Annotated in this window: 18 protein-coding genes; 9 read left to right on the top strand and 9 right to left on the bottom strand. The window is 65.0% G+C overall.

Features of this window, described 5'->3' with window-relative positions:
- Positions 1-139: 139 nt before the first annotated feature.
- Positions 140-1,138, bottom strand: a complete 999-nt coding sequence (gene cobS, locus IVB07_RS02360; protein ID WP_018452933.1) for a cobaltochelatase subunit CobS — start codon at positions 1,136-1,138, stop codon at positions 140-142.
- A gap of 309 nt (positions 1,139-1,447) precedes the next feature.
- On the opposite strand from cobS, the gene IVB07_RS02355 reads away from it, so the two are divergent.
- The 3 genes from IVB07_RS02355 (at position 1,448) to IVB07_RS02345 (ending at position 2,741) form a co-directional block, all read left to right on the top strand.
- Positions 1,448-2,107 carry a DedA family protein gene (locus IVB07_RS02355; protein ID WP_018452932.1) on the top strand — a complete coding sequence of 220 codons (660 nt, stop codon included), beginning with the start codon at positions 1,448-1,450 and terminating at the stop codon, positions 2,105-2,107.
- Between the two features lie 105 nt (positions 2,108-2,212).
- Complete coding sequence (locus tag IVB07_RS02350; protein ID WP_143273843.1) at positions 2,213-2,425, top strand: antitoxin MazE-like protein; 213 nt, start codon at positions 2,213-2,215, stop codon at positions 2,423-2,425.
- On the top strand, positions 2,406-2,741 hold the full coding sequence (locus IVB07_RS02345; RefSeq protein WP_085351645.1) for a type II toxin-antitoxin system PemK/MazF family toxin: 336 nt from the start codon (positions 2,406-2,408) through the stop codon (positions 2,739-2,741). Before IVB07_RS02350 ends, IVB07_RS02345 begins: the two co-directional genes overlap by 20 nt.
- Positions 2,742-2,789: 48 nt before the next feature.
- Here the strand turns inward: IVB07_RS02345 and IVB07_RS02340 are convergent, their stop codons facing one another.
- A complete protein-coding gene (locus IVB07_RS02340; RefSeq protein ID WP_085351646.1) occupies positions 2,790-4,010 on the bottom strand; it encodes a citrate synthase family protein in 1,221 nt (406 codons plus the stop codon).
- 75 nt (positions 4,011-4,085) lie between these two features.
- On the opposite strand from IVB07_RS02340, the gene IVB07_RS02335 reads away from it, so the two are divergent.
- Entirely contained in the window at positions 4,086-5,180 is a 1,095-nt protein-coding gene (locus IVB07_RS02335) for a citrate synthase/methylcitrate synthase (protein ID WP_247767483.1), read from the top strand.
- Positions 5,181-5,378: 198 nt separating this feature from the next.
- Here IVB07_RS02335 and IVB07_RS02330 read toward each other — a convergent pair whose 3' ends face one another.
- Positions 5,379-6,014 carry a DnaJ domain-containing protein gene (locus IVB07_RS02330; protein ID WP_027515160.1) on the bottom strand — a complete coding sequence of 212 codons (636 nt, stop codon included), beginning with the start codon at positions 6,012-6,014 and terminating at the stop codon, positions 5,379-5,381.
- Positions 6,015-6,166: 152 nt separating this feature from the next.
- On the opposite strand from IVB07_RS02330, the gene IVB07_RS02325 reads away from it, so the two are divergent.
- Positions 6,167-6,442, top strand: a complete 276-nt coding sequence (locus IVB07_RS02325) for a BolA family protein (protein WP_026232423.1) — start codon at positions 6,167-6,169, stop codon at positions 6,440-6,442.
- A 142-nt stretch (positions 6,443-6,584) separates the two neighbouring features.
- Here IVB07_RS02325 and IVB07_RS02320 read toward each other — a convergent pair whose 3' ends face one another.
- The 3 genes from IVB07_RS02320 to IVB07_RS02310 all read right to left on the bottom strand — a co-directional run bounded on the left by IVB07_RS02320 (position 6,585) and on the right by IVB07_RS02310 (position 9,748).
- Positions 6,585-7,889, bottom strand: a complete 1,305-nt coding sequence (locus IVB07_RS02320; protein WP_247360809.1) for an HlyC/CorC family transporter — start codon at positions 7,887-7,889, stop codon at positions 6,585-6,587.
- Positions 7,890-7,979: 90 nt separating this feature from the next.
- On the bottom strand, positions 7,980-9,128 hold the full coding sequence (aroB, locus tag IVB07_RS02315; RefSeq protein ID WP_247360807.1) for a 3-dehydroquinate synthase: 1,149 nt from the start codon (positions 9,126-9,128) through the stop codon (positions 7,980-7,982).
- Positions 9,125-9,748: a shikimate kinase gene (locus IVB07_RS02310; protein ID WP_085384097.1), complete on the bottom strand. Its 624-nt coding sequence runs from the start codon at positions 9,746-9,748 to the stop codon at positions 9,125-9,127. Before IVB07_RS02310 ends, aroB begins: the two co-directional genes overlap by 4 nt.
- Positions 9,749-9,932: 184 nt before the next feature.
- Here IVB07_RS02310 and IVB07_RS02305 point away from each other — a divergent pair, with 184 nt between their 5' ends.
- The 4 genes from IVB07_RS02305 to IVB07_RS02290 all read left to right on the top strand — a co-directional run bounded on the left by IVB07_RS02305 (position 9,933) and on the right by IVB07_RS02290 (position 14,283).
- Complete coding sequence (locus IVB07_RS02305; RefSeq protein WP_035669499.1) at positions 9,933-10,079, top strand: hypothetical protein; 147 nt, start codon at positions 9,933-9,935, stop codon at positions 10,077-10,079.
- A gap of 16 nt (positions 10,080-10,095) precedes the next feature.
- On the top strand, positions 10,096-11,079 hold the full coding sequence (xerD, locus tag IVB07_RS02300; RefSeq protein ID WP_247360805.1) for a site-specific tyrosine recombinase XerD: 984 nt from the start codon (positions 10,096-10,098) through the stop codon (positions 11,077-11,079).
- 281 nt (positions 11,080-11,360) lie between these two features.
- Positions 11,361-12,323 carry an acetyl-CoA carboxylase carboxyltransferase subunit alpha gene (locus IVB07_RS02295; RefSeq protein WP_007599220.1) on the top strand — a complete coding sequence of 321 codons (963 nt, stop codon included), beginning with the start codon at positions 11,361-11,363 and terminating at the stop codon, positions 12,321-12,323.
- Between the two features lie 412 nt (positions 12,324-12,735).
- Positions 12,736-14,283 carry a murein L,D-transpeptidase family protein gene (locus IVB07_RS02290; protein ID WP_247360802.1) on the top strand — a complete coding sequence of 516 codons (1,548 nt, stop codon included), beginning with the start codon at positions 12,736-12,738 and terminating at the stop codon, positions 14,281-14,283.
- Between the two features lie 186 nt (positions 14,284-14,469).
- On the opposite strand, the gene IVB07_RS02285 is transcribed toward IVB07_RS02290, so the two are convergent.
- The 3 genes from IVB07_RS02285 to IVB07_RS02275 are packed head-to-tail and all read right to left on the bottom strand — an operon-like array spanning position 14,470 to position 16,985.
- Entirely contained in the window at positions 14,470-15,165 is a 696-nt protein-coding gene (locus tag IVB07_RS02285) for an ABC transporter ATP-binding protein (protein WP_026232421.1), read from the bottom strand.
- A complete protein-coding gene (locus IVB07_RS02280; protein WP_018452918.1) occupies positions 15,158-15,892 on the bottom strand; it encodes an ABC transporter ATP-binding protein in 735 nt (244 codons plus the stop codon). Before IVB07_RS02280 ends, IVB07_RS02285 begins: the two co-directional genes overlap by 8 nt.
- Entirely contained in the window at positions 15,879-16,985 is a 1,107-nt protein-coding gene (locus IVB07_RS02275; protein WP_018452917.1) for a branched-chain amino acid ABC transporter permease, read from the bottom strand. Before IVB07_RS02275 ends, IVB07_RS02280 begins: the two co-directional genes overlap by 14 nt.
- Positions 16,986-16,987: the final 2 nt, after the last annotated feature.

The following is a 16,987-nucleotide window of genomic DNA, read 5'->3' as shown; positions in this document are numbered from 1 at the left end:
GAAGGCCGGGACCCATAACCGCCGGCAATCATTGCGTCAGGAGAAATTAGCAGCGTCGCTTCACCGAGAGACCTCGCGGTATGGGTCCCGGCCCCCGTGCGCAATTGCGCACTCGGCCGGGACGACACACCGAGAGCGATCAGCTGAGCGCCACGTTCACCGACGATTCCGGCAGCTCCGCGTTGAAGCAGCGCTGGTAGAACTCGGCGACGAGGGGACGTTCGAGCTCGTCGCATTTGTTGAGGAAGGTGACCCGGAACGCAAAGCCGATGTCGCTGAAGATGTCGGCGTTCTCCGCCCAGGTGATCACCGTGCGCGGGCTCATCACCGTCGACAGATCGCCATTGGCGAAGGCGTTGCGGGTGAGGTCGGCGAGGCGAACCATCTTGTTGACGATGTCGCGGCCCTCCGTGGTGCGATAGTGCTTGGCCTTGGCCAGCACGATCTCCACTTCCTCGTCATGGCTGAGATAGTTCAACGTGGTGACGATCGACCAGCGGTCCATCTGACCCTGGTTGATCTGCTGGGTGCCGTGATAGAGGCCCGAGGTGTCGCCGAGGCCGACGGTGTTGGCGGTCGAGAACATGCGGAATGCCGGATGCGGCTTGATCACCTTGTTCTGGTCGAGCAGCGTCAGCCGGCCGGAGACTTCCAGCACGCGCTGGATCACGAACATCACGTCCGGGCGGCCGGCGTCGTATTCGTCGAACACCAGCGCGACGTTATGCTGGAGCGCCCAGGGCAGGATGCCGTCGCGGAATTCGGTGACCTGCTTGCCGTCGCGGACCACGATCGAGTCCTTGCCGACGAGGTCGATACGGCTGATGTGGCTGTCGAGGTTGACGCGCACGCAGGGCCAGTTCAGTCGCGCAGCGACCTGCTCGATATGGGTGGATTTGCCGGTGCCGTGATAGCCCGTGACCATGACGCGGCGGTTGTGGGCGAAGCCGGCGAGAATGGCGAGCGTGGTGGCGCGGTCGAAGCGGTAATCGGAATCGACTTCGGGGACGTGAGGATCGACTTCGGAATAGGCGGGGACTTCGAGATCGCTGTCGATCCCGAACACCTGGCGCACCGACACCTTCATGTCGGGCAAACCGGAAACTTCCTCAACTTTGGACATCGCGGCGGTCGTCATCAATCCTCCGAGGTCCCGGGCGATCCCGAGACCAGTTATTGCACGTTGGCTGCGGCTGGGTGCTGTTGCGAACCTATCAGAGACAACGGGCGGGCAGAAGCCCGCCCCCCGATCAAAGTTCCGTTGTCTTTTCATTTAGATAGGCAAGGAACGCGATTTTTGGAAGGCTGCCCTGCGAATCACGCCTGAATTTCGTGCCGAAGGCACCGTCCTGCCGACGCGGGTGGCACTTTTACCGCCGCTCGTTACTTATGTAGGGTCTGGATATAGGGTCCGAACCCCAAGGCCCAATCCCACCGCAGAGACGATGTGACGTCCTTTCTCGATCCCCTCATTTCATTCGTCTCGGCCCATGCGTGGCTGGCCTATCTGACCCTGTTTCTGGCGGCCCTGCTCGAGGCGGTTCCGGTGGTGGGGTCGGTCATCCCCGGCTCGACGATCATCCTGGCGCTGAGCGCCCTGGTCCCGGGCGGCGAGCTCAAGCTGCAATGGGTGTTGCTGGCGGCGGCGCTCGGCGCAGTGCTCGGCGATGGTTCGGCCTACTGGATCGGACACCGGCAACAACGGGAGATCCTCAACACCTGGCCGCTGACCAATTATCCGCGTGTGGTCGAACAGAGCGAGAATTTCTTCCACCGCTTCGGCACCTGGGCGGTGTTCTTCGCCCGCTTCGTGCCGCCGATCCGTGCCTTCGTCCCGGTCACGGCGGGCGCGCTCGGCATGCCCCCGGCCCGCTTCTACGCCATCAACATCCCGGCGATCCTGGTCTGGGCGCCGGCGCATGTGCTGCCGGGCGTTTTGGCGGTGTCGGCCCTGCACGAATATGCCGGGCTGCCGCACCATGGGCATCCGTATAAGCATATGTGGATTTTGACCGTGGTCGGCGTGGCAATCGTCGTAGGCCTGGCGGTTTGGATCTATCGCCGCCGGAACGGCGGCGGCGTGGCGGTGGCGAAGCCGCGAGGGTGATAGCGTCGAGCGGCGCACTGCGGTTTGGGGACTTCGCAACGTGGCGGCCCTTGCCTCCAAGCCGTAACGCGTTACATTGTAACGCGTTACATGGGATCGTTTCCAATGACTGCACCCGCTGAAAGAATGAAAATGATGCGCCAGCGGAGGCGGCTGCGGGGCTTGCGCGAACTGCGCCTGGTCGTAGCTGATGCTCGCTCGCGGTCAGTTCGACGACGGGTGGCGAAGCAAGTTGCCAGCCTCGACCCCGATCGCGAGCGCAACGCGCTGCAGTGGATCGAGTCGGTCTCCGAGTTTGATGCAGATGCAACGCGGTGACGTCGTGACGGTCGCTGCAACGGGCGACTATGGCAGACCCTGCCCGGCGGTCATCGTGCAGAGCGACGCTTTCCCTGAAACTCATGCCTCCGTCGTGATCTGCCAGTTGACTTCCGAACTGGCGCACGCCCCGGATTTTCGGGTGACTATCGAGCCAACCCGCGAAAATGGATTACGACTGAGATCGCAGGCGATGGCCGACAAGCCGATCACCGTGAGACGCGAACGGATCGGACAGAAGATCGGGCGCCTCGGCAGCCAGGATATGGCGCGGATCGGGATTGCTTTGGCGTTCGTGTTAGGGCTTGCGGATTGATCAGGTACCCGAGCACGGGCTTCCGCCAGGACGACCGCAGCAGCGATCCTAGCTAGCAGCGCCTCCCCTCCGCCCCGGTGCCGGCCCGACATACCTCGCCCGTGGCCTGATCAGCTTGCCGAACTGCAACTGCTCGCTCGCATGTGCGATCCAGCCGACGCTGCGGGCCATCGCGAACAGGGCGAGCTCGCTGCCGCCAGGCAGGCGCATCGCGTGCACGAGCACCGCGAGCGCGTAGTCGATATTGACGAGTTCGCCGGTCGCCTCCGCGATCCGCTCGGGCACCTCCTTGGTGAATTTACGCGGTGCGCCTGCGCGAGAGAGCGCGTTGAGCAGGGATTGCGCGCGCCGATCGCCCCGCTTGTAGACGCCGTGACCGAAGCCGGCAAAGCGTTCGCCGAGCGCGACACGCTCGCGGACCATTGGCTCGACGTCACGATCGACCAGCGCCTTGACGAGCTGCGAGGCGAGCACGCCGGCACCGCCGTGCTTCGGTCCCTTCAGCGCGGCGAGGCCGGCGATGACGGAATCATAAAGATTAAGACCGGTCGAGGCTGCGCAACGCGCGGTGAAGGTGGACGCGTTCAACTCATGCTCGGCGAGCAGAACCAGCGCGCGGCGTATGAGATCGGCCGCGTGCTTGTTGTCGGGAGCCCAGGCACTGGCGATCTGCTGGTGCAGCGGCTCGGCGGACGGCTCCGTATTGAGCATGGTCGCGACCAGGAGCCGGACGATGCGCGCACCGACCATCGCACGTCCATCATGCGCGCGGGTGAAGGCGCGGGGATCGGCGCTCGATGCGAGCGCCAGCACGGCAATGGCGCGATCGATCGGCGCGGCGCGCCGCGCGGCCTGCGCGATCAGGCGCATCTCATCGGACACCGCGGGAAAATTGTCCGGCGCAAAGGGATCGACGCCGGAGACGTCCCACAGAAGCGTCGCCGTGTGCTCCAGCGTGTCGTTCTCCGCGAGATCGACGCAATTGACGCCGCGATAGATCGCGCCCTCCTCGGTGATGGTGGAGATCTCCGTGTCCATGACCGGCAGATCGGCATCGAAGCTGCGCAGGCCGCGCGGCTCCGGCGACGGCACCCGACGCTCCTTCAGCGCCCGGACGTCCTCGGCGCGATAGCGGTTCTTGCGCGAGTCGGGCGTGGGCTCGGAGCGGACCAGGCCGCGGCTGACATAGGCGTAGAGCGTGGCCGGCGAGATCGCGAGCTCGGCGGCGGCTTCCCGGGCGGAGAGGTAGAGACCTTCCGAATTTTTCATATTGATTAATGTAATCAAGATTGATCAATCTGTCGAGAGGCCTGATCTTTGGCTGGTGCAAAGGAGATTTGGGCCATGAACATCCACCTCACCAAGAGCCAGATCGGGCTGGACGGCGTTCCCGCGGCCGAAACCGTGCTGAGCCATGTCGACGGCGAGCGCGGCGAGTTGATCATCGCCGGCGAGCATGTTGGCCGACTGGCGAGCCAGTCGAGCTTTGAGGGCGTCACCGCCCGGCTCTGGAACGGCGCCAGCACGACCACGCTGAGCGAAGCCGATGTGCGCGCGAGCCTGGGCGCCGCACGCGAGCGCGCCTGCGCGCGGCTGGATGAGCTGCTGCCGGCAACGCGCGGCATGGGCATCATCGACGGATTTCGCGCGGCGGTCGCGGGAGTTCGCGCCGAGCACGGGCTCGCCCATGAGGCGACGATCGTCGGCGCATTCCCGGTGATTGCGGGCGCGCTCGTCCGCCGGGCTAGGGGTCTCGATCCCGTGGCGCCCGATCCGAACGTGAGCCAGGCTGCCGATACGCTTCGCATGCTGCACGGGCGCGCGCCCGAACCACGCGAGGTCAGGGCGCTGGACGCCTATCTCGTCACCGCCAGCGACCACGGCATGAACGCCTCGACCTTCACCGCGCGCGTGGTGGCCTCAACGCACGCAGATCTGTTTGCCGCCGTCACCGCCGGCTATTGCGCGCTGACGGGTCCGCTGCATGGCGGCGCGCCGGAGCCGGTGCTGGAAATGCTCGACGCGATCGGCTCGCGCGAGCGCATCCAGCCCTGGGTGGACGCGGCACTCGCCCGCGGCGAGCGAATGATGGGCTTCGGCCACCGCGTCTATCGCGTGCGCGATCCCCGCGCCGACGTGCTCAAGACCGCGATCGAGGCGCTGGCCTCGGACGGCGCCGACCTGCCGTTTGCCGGCGAGGTCGAGGCCTATATCCGCGCAGCCTTGCGCAAGAAGAATCCGGACCGGCCGCTGGAGACCAATGTGGAGTTCTTCACCGCGATCCTGCTCGATGCGCTGGCGATTCCGAGGCAGGCCTTCACGCCGATCTTCGCCGTGGCGCGCGCAGCCGGCTGGACGGCGCATGCGCGGGAGCAGCAGCGGACCGGGCGGCTGATCCGGCCGAGCTCGTCATATGTGGGCGCGATGCCGAAGGCGTAGGGAATGCGTAGCCCGGAGCGCGTGCTTCCCCTCTCCCCTTGCGGGAGAGGGTGGCTCGCCGCAAAGCGGCGAGACGGGTGAGGGATTGTCTCGACACCCTCATATCTTGCAGTTGAATTCGCCGAGAGAAACCCCTCATCCGGCGCTTCGCGCCACCTTCTCCGGCAAGGGGAGAAGGGAAGAAAGCGCGCGCGAAGCCTACGCCTCGCGCACCACGGTCTTCAGATAATTATACGCCTTGATGATTTCGATCAGGCGATCCTCGGTGGAGCGGTCGCCACCGTTGGCATCGGGGTGGTGCTGCTTCACCAGCGCCTTGTACTTGGACTTGACGTCGGCGAGCGTGGACTCGGGGCCGAGGCCCATCACCTGAAGCGCCTTGCGCTCGGCGTTCATGATCTTGCGCGTCTCGGCCTTGGGCGCGGCCTGCGGGCCGGCGCGCCAGCCGGTGCGGCCGTTCAGCTCCTGGAACATGCTGAACGGATCGAAGGCGCCGTCGATCTCGGCCTCGGCGCCCTTCTTGACGCCGCCATTGGCGCCCATCTTCCAGGTCGGACGATGACCGGTCAGCGCATCTTTCTGATAGCGCGCGACAGCGTCGGCATTCATGCCGGAGAAAAAATTGTAGTTCTGGTTGTACTCGCGCACGTGGTTCAGGCAGAAGTGCCAGTACTCACGCTGATTGTCGCGACCCTTGGGCGCACGATGCGCGCCCTTGTTCTGACACCCGGTCCATTCGCAATTGACCACGGCGTCGCGCGGCTTCACCTCCGGCTGCTTGCCTTTCGGCTTGATCCGGATGGAGTCGAAGAACTTTGATGAATCGATCGGCATGGCTGACTTTGACTACGCAATGCAAAAACCTTCAAGTCTTGACATTGCAATTAGCTGAAAAGCATAGCCGAAACTATGCTGAGGCGTCCTTGAACGGCCGCTAGAGGCGGCCTATGCAATACGGAGAGCGATCTCGCACCGTAATGACCCAGATGGCCATCAGAGACACTATCAGCAACAAGTTGCAGGAAGCTTTCACGCCGGAAAGCCTGCAAGTCGTCGACGAGTCACATTTGCATGAGGGCCACGCCGGCCATCGGCCGAGCGGCGAGACGCACTTTCGGGTTTATATTGTGTCTTCCGCCTTCAAAGGGAAGAGCCGGGTCGATCGCCACCGCATGATAAATTCGGCGCTGGCCGCGGAACTCTCCGGCAGCGTGCACGCGCTGGCGATCCACGCGCAAGCGCCGGGAGAAGGCGGCAGCTAGCTCGCCGATGCGGCTGTCATGCCCGCAAAGGCGGGCATCCAGTACTCCGAGGCGGCGCGGCTAGAATCGAGCCGCTGCGGCTTACTGGATCGTCCGCCCCAGTGCGCAAGCGCGCACAAGGCGGACGATGACAGCTACCGCTTCAAAACGACGTCCCCGCCCGCCGCCGCTTGGCTTCCTCCATTTCCGTCTCGCGCGGCACCGGTGAGATACGGAGCGCGGTGATGCGGTTGCGTTCGCGGCGGAGGACGCGGAAGCGGAAGCCGTGAAAGGTGAAACTCTGGCCGCGGTCGGGGATCGAGCGCGCCTCGTGAATGACGAGGCCGGCGACCGTCGTTGCCTCTTCGTCGGGCAGGTGCCAGTCCATGGCGCGGTTGAGATCGCGGATCGGGACCGAGCCGTCGACGACGACCGAGCCGTCCGGCTGGGCGCGCACGCCCGCGACCACGACGTCGTGCTCGTCGGAGATGTCGCCGACGATCTCTTCCAGAATGTCTTCCAGCGTCACGAGACCTTCAACTTCGCCGTACTCGTCGACGACCAGGGCGAAATGAGTCTTGCGGCGGCGGAACGCCTTGAGCTGCTCGGAGACGGGCCGCATTTCCGGCACGAACCAGGGCGGCAGCGCGATGGTGGAGACGTCGATGCGCGCGGTGTCGCCGTCGGACGCGCGGATCGCGCGCAGCAGATCCTTGGCGTGGAGCACGCCGATGATGTTTTCCGGCTTCTCCCGCCACAACGGGATGCGGGTGTATTCGGCCGCCAGCACCTCGCGCACCAGATCCTCCGGCGGCAGGTCGGCGTTGATCATCGTCATCTCGGTGCGATGGATCATGACGTCGGAGACCTGGAGCTCGCGCAGATCGAGCAGCCCGCCGAGCATGTCGCGGTCGTGCTTCTCGAACTTGCCTTCATGATGCAGCAGGTCGACCGCGCCGCGGAGGCGCTCGGTCGGCGACAGGATCGCCTGGTGCTCGCCGGCAAGGCCAAACAGGCGCATCAACAGCCGCACGATGACTTCCACGATCCGCAGCAGCGGCCCCAGCACGTACATTGTCAGCCGCATCGGGCGCGCGACCGCGAGCGCCATGCGGTCGGGCGCGTTGATCGCGATGGTCTTGGGCAGCACCTCGGCGAAGATCACGACCAGTGCGGTCATCAAGCCGGTGGCATAGAGCACGCCGACGTCGCCGAACCAGGCGGTGAAGATGCTGGTGGCCAGGGCGGATGCACTGATATTGGCGATGTTGTTGCCGAGCAGCAGGGCGCCGATCAGGCGCTCGCGCATGTCGAGCAGCTGCGAAACCACGTCGGCGTCGCGATTACCCTGCTTGGAGAGCCGCAGCATGCTGGCGCGCGAGGCGCCCGTCAGTGCGGTCTCGCTCGCGGCGAAGAAGCCGGAGACCAGCAGGCAGAGAATGACGATGGTGAATCCGAGCCAATCCATGAACCACTCTGGTTTCTTGTTTTGACGCGTTTCTTACGCGAACCGGTACCCACTTCGCGCGAAAACGCTGTAGCGCCGTTCAGCCTCGCGTCATGCCTTTTGCGCGAGCTTGTCCTTCAGGAAGTCGCGCACCGGAGCCGGCTCGACGTTCTTCACGGCGACGGCCCGCCCCACGGCCTCCAGCAGGATGAAGGTGAGCCTGCCGCGCTCGACCTTCTTGTCCTGCGCCATCAGCGTCATCAGCGCGTCGGCATCGGCAAGCCCCTCCTGCGCGAAGCCCGCGATGTCCTGCAAGCGCGTCGGCAAGCCGGCGTCAATGAGGTGACGCTCGACTCGCATCGCATCGGCCTCGCCGATCATGCCGAGCTTCGCGGAAAACTGCGCCGCCAGCGTCATGCCGATCGAAACGCCCTCGCCGTGAAACAGGCGGTCGGAGAAGCCGGTCGCGGCTTCCAACGCATGGCCGAACGTATGGCCGAGATTGAGCAGCGCACGCTCGCCGGTCTCGCGCTCGTCGCGCGAGACCACGCCGGCCTTGGCGCGGCAGGAGGTCGCGATCGCATGCTCGCGCGCCGAACCGCCTTTGGAGATGTCGGAATGGTTCTTCTCGAGCCAGGCGAAGAAGGCCTCGTCGCCGAGCACGCCGTATTTGGCGACCTCGGCGTAGCCGGCGCGGAATTGCCGAGCGGACAACGTGTCAAGCACGGCGGTGTCGGCGATCACCAGCACCGGCTGGTGGAAGGCGCCGAGCAGATTCTTGCCCTGCGGCGAGTTGATGCCGGTCTTGCCGCCGACGGAGGAATCGACCTGCGCCAGCAGCGAGGTTGGCACCTGCACGAAATCGACGCCGCGGCGCAGGATCGCCGCCGCAAAGCCGGCGAGATCGCCGACCACGCCGCCGCCAAGCGCGATGACGAGATCGTTGCGTTCGATTTTCGCGGCGATCAGGGCTTCGCTGACCTTTTCGAGACCGGCATAGGTCTTGGAGATCTCGCCTTCCTCGACGACGATGCGCGATGTCGGAATGCCCGCGGCTGCGAGCGAGGCCTCGGCGGGTTCGAGCCAGTATTTCGCGACGGTGCGATCCGTCACGATCGCGGTGCGCACGCCGGGGCGCAGGCGCGCGACGCGTTCGCCGAGCGAGGCCAGCACGCCGCGGCCGATGACGATGTCATAGGCGCGATTCCCCAGCGCGACCTCGACATTGACGGGATCTGAATGTTTCAAAGGCGCGGTCATCGTGCGGCACTCGCGACGTCGGCTGGTGGCGGGGACGCCCGTTCGCCGCAAAGATGCGCGCGCAGCGTCTCTATCGTCTCATCGACGATCTTGTCGTGCGGCACGTCGCGCGAGGCGATGGTGAGGTCGGCATGGCCGTAGACCGGCTCGCGCTCGGTGAGCAGGCGCGTCACGGTTCCTTCGGGATCGGCGGTCTGGAGCAGCGGACGGTCGGCGCGCCGGCGCACGCGGCGCATGATGACATCATGATCGGCCTTGAGCCAGATCGATATCGCCTTCGCCGCGATGCGGGTCCGCGTCTCCTCGCGCATGAAGGCGCCGCCGCCGGTCGCCAGCACGATGGGACCGCCGTCAAGCAGACGCGCGATCACGCGGGCCTCGCCGTCGCGGAAATGCGGCTCGCCATGACGCTCGAAGATTTCCGGTATGGTCATGCCGGCCGCCGCCTCGATCTCGGTGTCGGCATCGACGAAGGGCAGCTTGAGCCGGAGAGCCATGCGGCGGCCGATGGTGGATTTGCCCACCCCCATCATGCCGACGAGCACGATCGAGCGCGTCCCCAGCGCCGACAGGATGTCGGCCTCGGGCGAGGCTTGGATCGGCAACGCGGCGTCGGGCATTTGTCTCGCTCGAATGGGTCTCGCTCGATCTGCCGCCAATGGCGGCATCCTTTGGCCACCTATACGACCCCGCAGGGGCCCTCGCCAGAGGACTCTTGCCACGAAACGGCGAACGTGTTGGATGATTTCATTGGTTAATTTGCCCGCCAAGCCCCTGACCGAGACCCTCTCCGAGATCCTGCCGATGCCCAGCCTGTTCCGCTTCCTGACGGTCGTCGCCGTGATCGCCGGCATCGTCTATGGCGTGGTCTTCGCGCTGGCGAACTTCGTCAATCCCAAGCCGCGGGAAATGACGGTGACGATCCCGCCGGATAAGTTTCTCAAGAAATAGCAGCTAGGCTGCCGGCATGCGTGCCAGATCTTCCGATAACAAGTCCTCAGACGCCAAGCTCACCGGCCTGTTCCTCGACATGCTCGCGGCGGAACAGGGCGCCGGCCCCAATACGCTCGACGCCTATCGCCGCGACCTCACCGACTTCTCCGAGTTTCTCGGCCGCGCCGGCCATGCATTCGCGGACGCGGAAACACAGACGCTGCGCGACTATCTCGCCGATCTCGATACGCGGGGCTTCAAGTCCACCAGCGTCGCGCGACGGCTGTCGGCGATGCGGCATCTCTATCGCTTCCTCCTGAACGAACGCATCAGAACCGACGATCCCGCGGCGATCCTGTCCGGCCCCAAGCGCGGCCGCGGCCTGCCGAAAGTGCTGTCGATTGCGGATGTCGACCGCATGCTCCGCCGCGCCAAGGAATTGAGCGAGGCGGAGGATGCTTCGCTCTCGAAACGGCTGCGCGCCCTGAGACTCTATTGCCTGCTCGAGGTGCTCTACGCCACCGGCCTGCGCGTCTCCGAACTGGTGGCGCTGCCACGTACGGCCGCGAAGCGCGACGCCCGCATGATCGTGGTGCGCGGCAAGGGCAACAAGGAACGGCTGGTGCCGCTCAACGAGGCCTCGCGCCAGGCGATGGCCGATTATCTCGCGGCGACGGAGGCGGCCAAGGACAACAACAAGACCGACAAGAAGAACAGCGTGGCGGCCTCGAAATGGTTGTTCCCCTCGTTCGGCGAGAGCGGACATCTGACGCGGCAGCATTTTGCCCGCGATTTGAAGGAGCTCGCGGTCGCTTCGGGCCTGCAGGCCCGGCTGGTCTCCCCCCACGTGCTGCGCCACGCCTTCGCCAGCCACCTGCTGCACAACGGGGCCGATTTGCGCATCGTGCAGACGCTGCTCGGCCACACCGACATCTCGACGACCCAGATCTACACCCACGTGGTCGAGGAGCGGCTGAAGAGCCTGGTCCGCGACCTGCACCCGCTGGCGGAGAAATAGTTGCTGCCGTAGCTGCAGTAGCCCGGATGAGCGAAGCGACATCCGGGATTGACGATCGGGCGACCTGCCCCGGATATCGCTTCGCTCATCCGGGCTACGGTACTGGAACGATGAAACCGCCTTGACTTCGGCCACATCTCCGCAGAAAGAGCCGGGGCCTCACGATGATTTGGCCTGCGCTCGTTGCGAGCACACAAGCCAACTCATTGACGAACCTACACTTCTTTCCGCGACATCGAATCCGCTTCGCCGCCTCGCCCCGTCCTCCCTATATTGAGTTGATGCCAGACCAGATGCGCAGCTATCTCGATTTCGAAAAGCCCGTCGCCGAGCTCGATTCCAAGCTCGATGAATTGCGGACGCTTGCGGCCTCCGGCAGCGACATCGCCGAGGAGATCGGGCGGATCGAGGACAAGGCGGCGCAGGCGATGGCCGACCTCTATCTGAACCTGACGCCGTGGCAGAAAACGCTGGTCGCGCGGCATCCGCAGCGGCCGCATTTCAACGACTTCATCAAGGGCCTGATCACCGAGTTCACCCCGCTCGCCGGCGATCGCAAGTTCGGCGAGGACGAGGCGCTGGTGGCCGGCTTCGGCCGCTTCCGCGGCGAGGCCATCTGCGTGATGGGCCAGGAAAAGGGCGATTCCACCGAGAGCCGCATCAAGCATAATTTCGGCATGGCGCGGCCCGAGGGCTATCGCAAATGCGTGCGGCTGATGGAGATGGCGGAGCGGTTCGGCCTGCCGGTGCTGTCGCTCGCCGATTCCGCCGGCGCCTATCCCGGCATCGGCGCGGAAGAGCGCGGCCAGGCCGAGGCGATCGCGCGTTCGACTGATGCCTGCATGGCGCTGACCGTGCCGAACGTCGCCATCATCACCGGCGAGGGCATGTCGGGCGGCGCCATCGCCATCACCACCGCCAACAAGGTCCTGATGCTGGAGCACGCGATCTACAGCGTGATCTCGCCCGAGGCGGCGTCCTCGATCCTCTGGCGCGACGGCTCCAAGGCGCAGGAAGCCGCCAACAACATGAAGATCACGGCCCAGGACATGCTCCGCTTCGGCGTGATCGACAGCATCCTGAAGGAGCCGGTCGGCGGCGCCCATCGCGACCCCGCCGCCATGATCGCCACCACGGGCGACGCCATTGCCAAGGCCTTTGACGAACTCCGGGGTCTGGACGGGGACGCCATCCGCAAGCATCGGCGGCAGAAATTCCTCGATATTGGCCGGAAACTGGGCTGATTCGGGCGGGCTTTGGGGCCCGTTGGACGCGTCCCCCTCCGCCGTCGTCCTGGCTTTCGCCGAGACGACGCTGAATTTGAGGCCGGCCAAACCGTCCCGGAGGCCCCCGGTAACCCCGCGTTAACCCTTTTTTTGCCCAAATCAGCGATCTCAGTGCTGGTTTGGCCGAAAGGCCCAAGTTTCAGCCCAGTTTAAGTCTTCGTTGACCACGCCTTTGGGCCAACGGGCTCGTGATCCCCGTGCGGGTTGCGACCACATGACCCAGAGGTTAGAATTTTAATCAATGGCTTCAGGGCATAAGCGCTGGAGCGTGATTGCGAAAAAGCCCGTCGCGACGGGTCCCGGTCTCCGGTCGGATCATGCTTCAAGATTGGGGTTTGCGCGCGATGCCTTGGACGGTGTGGGGTCCATCTTGATTTCTCGTTCGCTTGCTCGCGCGTTTCTGGTTTCGGTGGCGCTTGCCGCCAGCTTCGTGCTGGCCGGCTGCGACACCGACCAGGTTTCGCTTGCGACCAATGCCAAGGCCAACCAGCCGGTGCCGCCAAAGCTTCTCGCCGCGATGGTCGAGAAGAACATGGATCTGCAATCACCGATCCTGGTGCGCCTGTTCAAGCAGGAGGCCGAGCTCGAGGTCTGGAAGCAGACCCGCAACGGCCAGTTCGCGCTGCTCAAGACCTATCCGATCTGTCGCTGGTCGGGCGATCTCGGCCCGAAGGTGCGCGAAGGCGATCGTCAGGCGCCGGAAGGATTCTACTCGATCAATCCGGGCCAGATGAATCCGCAATCGGCGTACTATTTGTCGTTCAACACGGGCTATCCGAACGCGTTCGACAAGGCTTTGGGCCGCAGCGGGTCGCAGCTGATGGTGCATGGCGATTGTTCGTCGCGCGGCTGCTACGCGATGACGGACGAGCAGATCGCCGAGATCTATTCGCTCGGGCGCGAGTCCTTCTTCGGCGGCCAGAAGGCGTTCCAGTTGCAGGCCTATCCGTTCAAGATGACGCCGGTGAACATGGCCAAGCACCGGAACAATCCGAACATGCCGTTCTGGAAGATGATCAAGGAAGGCTATGATCATTTCGAGGTGACGCGGCAGGAGCCGAAGGTCGATTTCTGCGAGAAGAAGTACGTGTTCGACGCGGCGAAGCCGCCCGACGCCAAGCGCGATCCGGTGTTCGACGCGTCCGCTAAGTGCCCGGCCTATGTGATCCCCGAGGAGATCGCCAGCGCCGTGCGCGAGAAGGATGCGCGCGACCAGGCGGAGTACAACAAGCTGGTTTCGCGCGGCACGCCCGTTGCGCGCATGAACACCGGCATCGACGGCGGCATGAACAAGATCTTTGCCGCGAAGATTCCGGAAGGCTCGACCGGCCTGTCGGAGGGCGCCGAAGGCACCACGCTCCGGATGTTGGCGATGGCGAAGGCGCCGGGCACCATCCCTGGACACGTCAATCCGCCGAAGCCGAATCTCGATGCAGCCGCGCCCTCGCCGCAGGAAGAGCCGGTCGTCGCCGTCAGCGCGCCCGCCGCCAGCGCCCGCGTCGCCACCGCAGCTCCGCCCGAGAAATCCGGCTTCTTCTCCAATCTCGGCCGCAAGATGGGTGTGGGCAATGCCGACGCCACGGCGACCACGCCGCCGCCGCAGGCCACGGCATCCGTCGCTCCGGCTGCAACGACGACCACGACGCCGCCCACCGCAGCGTCCCGGCTGAAGGCCGCGGTGACCCGGTTCGTACCGGGCCGCGACACGTCCAAGGACGCAGCGAAGGATGCACCGAAGCCGGCTGTTGCCGCTGCCAAACCCGCCGAAGCTGCGAAGCCCGACACCCGCCTCGCCGCAACCCGCCCGACGCTGAAGCCGTCGGTGTCGGATGGCGCGGGTGAAGCGACCCAGATCATGGGCGCCGCGCCGGTGGTGCAATCGAACTCGTTCGACAGCCGGTTTGGGGCGGTGAAGTAAAGCGGGCGCTCCGCTTAATCTCTTCGATCCATCCCAGCCTGACGCCGTCATTCCCCGCGAAGGCGGGGAATCCAGTATTCCAGAGGCACCCCTTATCGATCGAGAAGCTGCGGCGTACTGGATGCCCCGCCTTCGCGGGGCATGACAGCCGAGTTCGGTGTGAGAGCGACGCGCTTCACGCGCGCCCTACGGCGCCAGATACCGCAGCAGCTCCGGATTGCCCCTCACCTCGCCCGCTTCGCCTTGCAGCGCGACGCGGCCGCGGTCCAGCACGTAGGCGTAATCGGCGACGCGGAGCGCGAGGTCGAGGTGCTGCTCGACGATGATGACGGCGATGGTTTTCGCAAGCTCGATCAGGCGCTCGGTGATCTCCTCGATTACGCCGATCCAGACGCCTTCGGTCGGCTCGTCGAGCAGAAGAAGTTTTGGATCGCCCAGCATGGCGCGGCCGATGGCGAGCATCTTGCGCTCGCCGCCGGAAAGCGTGCCGGCGGGCTGGTCGAGGCGCTGGCCGAGCTTTGGGAAGATGGTCAGCACGTGCTCGACCGCGTCGGCTTTCCTGCTCGCGAGCGACCCGACCGCGAGATTGTCGCGCACCGACAGGCGCGCGAACACCGAATGCTCCTGCGGCACGTAGCCGATGCCGGCGCGCACCCGCTCCTGGGTCGCGCGGCGGCTGATGTCGCGGCCATCGAAGGCGACCTCGCCCTTCCACGCCGGCAGTTCGCCGACGATGGTCTTCATCAGCGTGGTCTTGCCGGCGCCGTTGCGGCCCAGCACGGCGACACCGCCGCGCCAGGGAATGCCGAGGTTGACGTCGAACAGGACCTGGCTGCGACCATAGCCGGCGTCGAGATGCTTGATGTCCAAAAATTCAGGCACGGCGCAAATAAATCTCCTGGACGGCCTTGTTGGCCTGGATCTCCGACACCGTGCCGGACGCCAGCACCTTGCCCTGGTCGAGCACGGTGAGACGATCGCAGATGTCGCGGATGAAATCGAGATCGTGCTCGACGATGACCAGCGAGCAATGCTTTTTGATCGGCTGCAGCAATTCACCGGTGACGCGGCGCTCCTCCAGGCTCATGCCGCCGGTCGGCTCGTCCAGCAGCAGAAGCTTCGGCTTGCAGGCCAGCGCCATCGCGATCTCCAGCCATTGCTGCTGGCCGTGCGACAGCGCCGCCGCCGCGTCGAAAGCGCGGTTGGCGAGGCGAAATTGCGTCAGCATGGTCATGACCTGATCGTGCAAGAGCCCGCGCGTGCGCGAGAACACGAGATCGAACAGCGAGGATTGCGCCTGCAGCGCGAGCAGAATGTTGTCGTAGAGCGTCAGCGTCGGCAGCACGGATGTGATCTGAAATTTCAAGCTCATACCGGCGCGGGCACGCTCGGTCGGCGTGAACGCGGTGATATCGGCGTTGACGAAGGAGACCTTGCCCTGTGTCGGCACCTCGGCGCCGGCGATGCACTTCATCAGCGTGCTCTTGCCGGAGCCGTTCGGGCCGATCAGGCCGTGAAACTCGTTCTCGCCGACGGTCAGCGCGGCGCCGTCGAGCGCGGTGAGCTTCCCGAAGATCTTCTTGACGCCGCTGGCTTCAAGGAGCGGCATCGCGCTTCTCCTTCCCGGTCTTCCTGGATTTGCCACCAAAGCTGCCGACCCGCTCGCGCTCGCCGAGCACGAAGCTGATCAGGCCGAGCGGCCGGAACAGAATCACCAGCAGGAGCAGCACGCCAAGGATGATCGGCCAGACCTCGCGGTAATTGTCCGAGAGCCAGAAGCTGACGCCCTCAACGATGACGGCACCGATGACGGCGCCGATCAGCGTGCCGGAGCCGCCGAACAGCACATAGAGCACCACTTGCGTCGAGACCACGACGCCGACCATGTTGGGCCAGACGAAACCTTCGTGGAAGGCATAGAGGCTGCCGGCGAGGCCGGCCACTGCGCCTCCGATCGCAAAAATGATCGCCTTCAGATGCTGCGCCTTGTAGCCGAAAAAGGCGATGCGCTGCTCGTTCTCGCGCAATCCCGCGAGCGCCAACCCGAACTGCGAGCGCACCAGAAAGCGGCAGAGGAGATAGACCACGACGAGCAGGCCAAGCACGAGATAATAGAACGGCGGCCCTTCCGAGAACTCGTAACTGCCGAGCGTCATCGAGGAGATCGAGGGGATGCCGTTCTGGCCACCGAGATAGTACCAGCCGCGCGCAAGCCGATCGGCGGCGTAGGATCCGGTCAGCGTGCCCAGCGAGACGAAGATCACGCTGGAGGGATGCCGTCCAAGCAGCAGGAAGCCGCCCAGCAGTAGCGCAAAGGTGAGCCCGATCATGGTGCCCGCGGGCAGCACCAGGAAGATGTTGGTAATGTTGAGATCGCGCGCGAGCAGCGCCACGCCATAGCCGGCCGAGCCGAAAAACAGCGCCTGGCCGAAGCTCATGATGCCGGCATAGCCCCACACCAGGTCGAATGACAGTGCGAACAGCGCGAGGATGATCACGCGCGTCGCGAACACCGTGAGGTAGTCCTGCAGCACCAGCGGGGCGAGCAGCGCCACGACGAGCACGACGCCCTCCACGATCGGCAGGATTTTCCGCACCGAACCGGCTTGCCCTGCTGATCCGTGTTCAACCATGGCAACGTTCTGCTCCCCGCCGATCTCGGCGGGGACTGCCTGCTTCGCTGCGCCCATCGCTTTCGGCATTC

Origin of the sequence: Bradyrhizobium sp. 172, from assembly GCF_023101065.1 — a bacterium.
GTDB lineage: Bacteria > Pseudomonadota > Alphaproteobacteria > Rhizobiales > Xanthobacteraceae > Bradyrhizobium > Bradyrhizobium canariense_D.
The sequence above is the reverse complement of the archived record's forward strand: the minus strand, read 5'-3'. Positions and strand labels throughout refer to the sequence as shown.

Excerpts from the sequence above, each read along its gene's own strand:
- cobS (WP_018452933.1), bottom strand. The coding sequence starts at position 1,138 with ATGACGACCGCCGCGATGTCCAAAGTTGAGGAAGTTTCCGGTTTGCCC.
- IVB07_RS02350 (WP_143273843.1), top strand. The coding sequence starts at position 2,213 with ATGACTGCACCCGCTGAAAGAATGAAAATGATGCGCCAGCGGAGGCGG.
- IVB07_RS02345 (WP_085351645.1), top strand. The coding sequence starts at position 2,406 with ATGCAGATGCAACGCGGTGACGTCGTGACGGTCGCTGCAACGGGCGAC.
- IVB07_RS02340 (WP_085351646.1), bottom strand. The coding sequence starts at position 4,010 with ATGAAAAATTCGGAAGGTCTCTACCTCTCCGCCCGGGAAGCCGCCGCC.
- IVB07_RS02335 (WP_247767483.1), top strand. The coding sequence starts at position 4,086 with ATGAACATCCACCTCACCAAGAGCCAGATCGGGCTGGACGGCGTTCCC.
- IVB07_RS02330 (WP_027515160.1), bottom strand. The coding sequence starts at position 6,014 with ATGCCGATCGATTCATCAAAGTTCTTCGACTCCATCCGGATCAAGCCG.
- IVB07_RS02325 (WP_026232423.1), top strand. The coding sequence starts at position 6,167 with ATGGCCATCAGAGACACTATCAGCAACAAGTTGCAGGAAGCTTTCACG.
- IVB07_RS02320 (WP_247360809.1), bottom strand. The coding sequence starts at position 7,889 with ATGGATTGGCTCGGATTCACCATCGTCATTCTCTGCCTGCTGGTCTCC.
- aroB (WP_247360807.1), bottom strand. The coding sequence starts at position 9,128 with ATGACCGCGCCTTTGAAACATTCAGATCCCGTCAATGTCGAGGTCGCG.
- IVB07_RS02310 (WP_085384097.1), bottom strand. The coding sequence starts at position 9,748 with ATGCCCGACGCCGCGTTGCCGATCCAAGCCTCGCCCGAGGCCGACATC.
- IVB07_RS02305 (WP_035669499.1), top strand. The coding sequence starts at position 9,933 with ATGCCCAGCCTGTTCCGCTTCCTGACGGTCGTCGCCGTGATCGCCGGC.
- xerD (WP_247360805.1), top strand. The coding sequence starts at position 10,096 with ATGCGTGCCAGATCTTCCGATAACAAGTCCTCAGACGCCAAGCTCACC.
- IVB07_RS02295 (WP_007599220.1), top strand. The coding sequence starts at position 11,361 with ATGCCAGACCAGATGCGCAGCTATCTCGATTTCGAAAAGCCCGTCGCC.
- IVB07_RS02280 (WP_018452918.1), bottom strand. The coding sequence starts at position 15,892 with ATGCCGCTCCTTGAAGCCAGCGGCGTCAAGAAGATCTTCGGGAAGCTC.
- IVB07_RS02275 (WP_018452917.1), bottom strand. The coding sequence starts at position 16,985 with ATGCCGAAAGCGATGGGCGCAGCGAAGCAGGCAGTCCCCGCCGAGATC.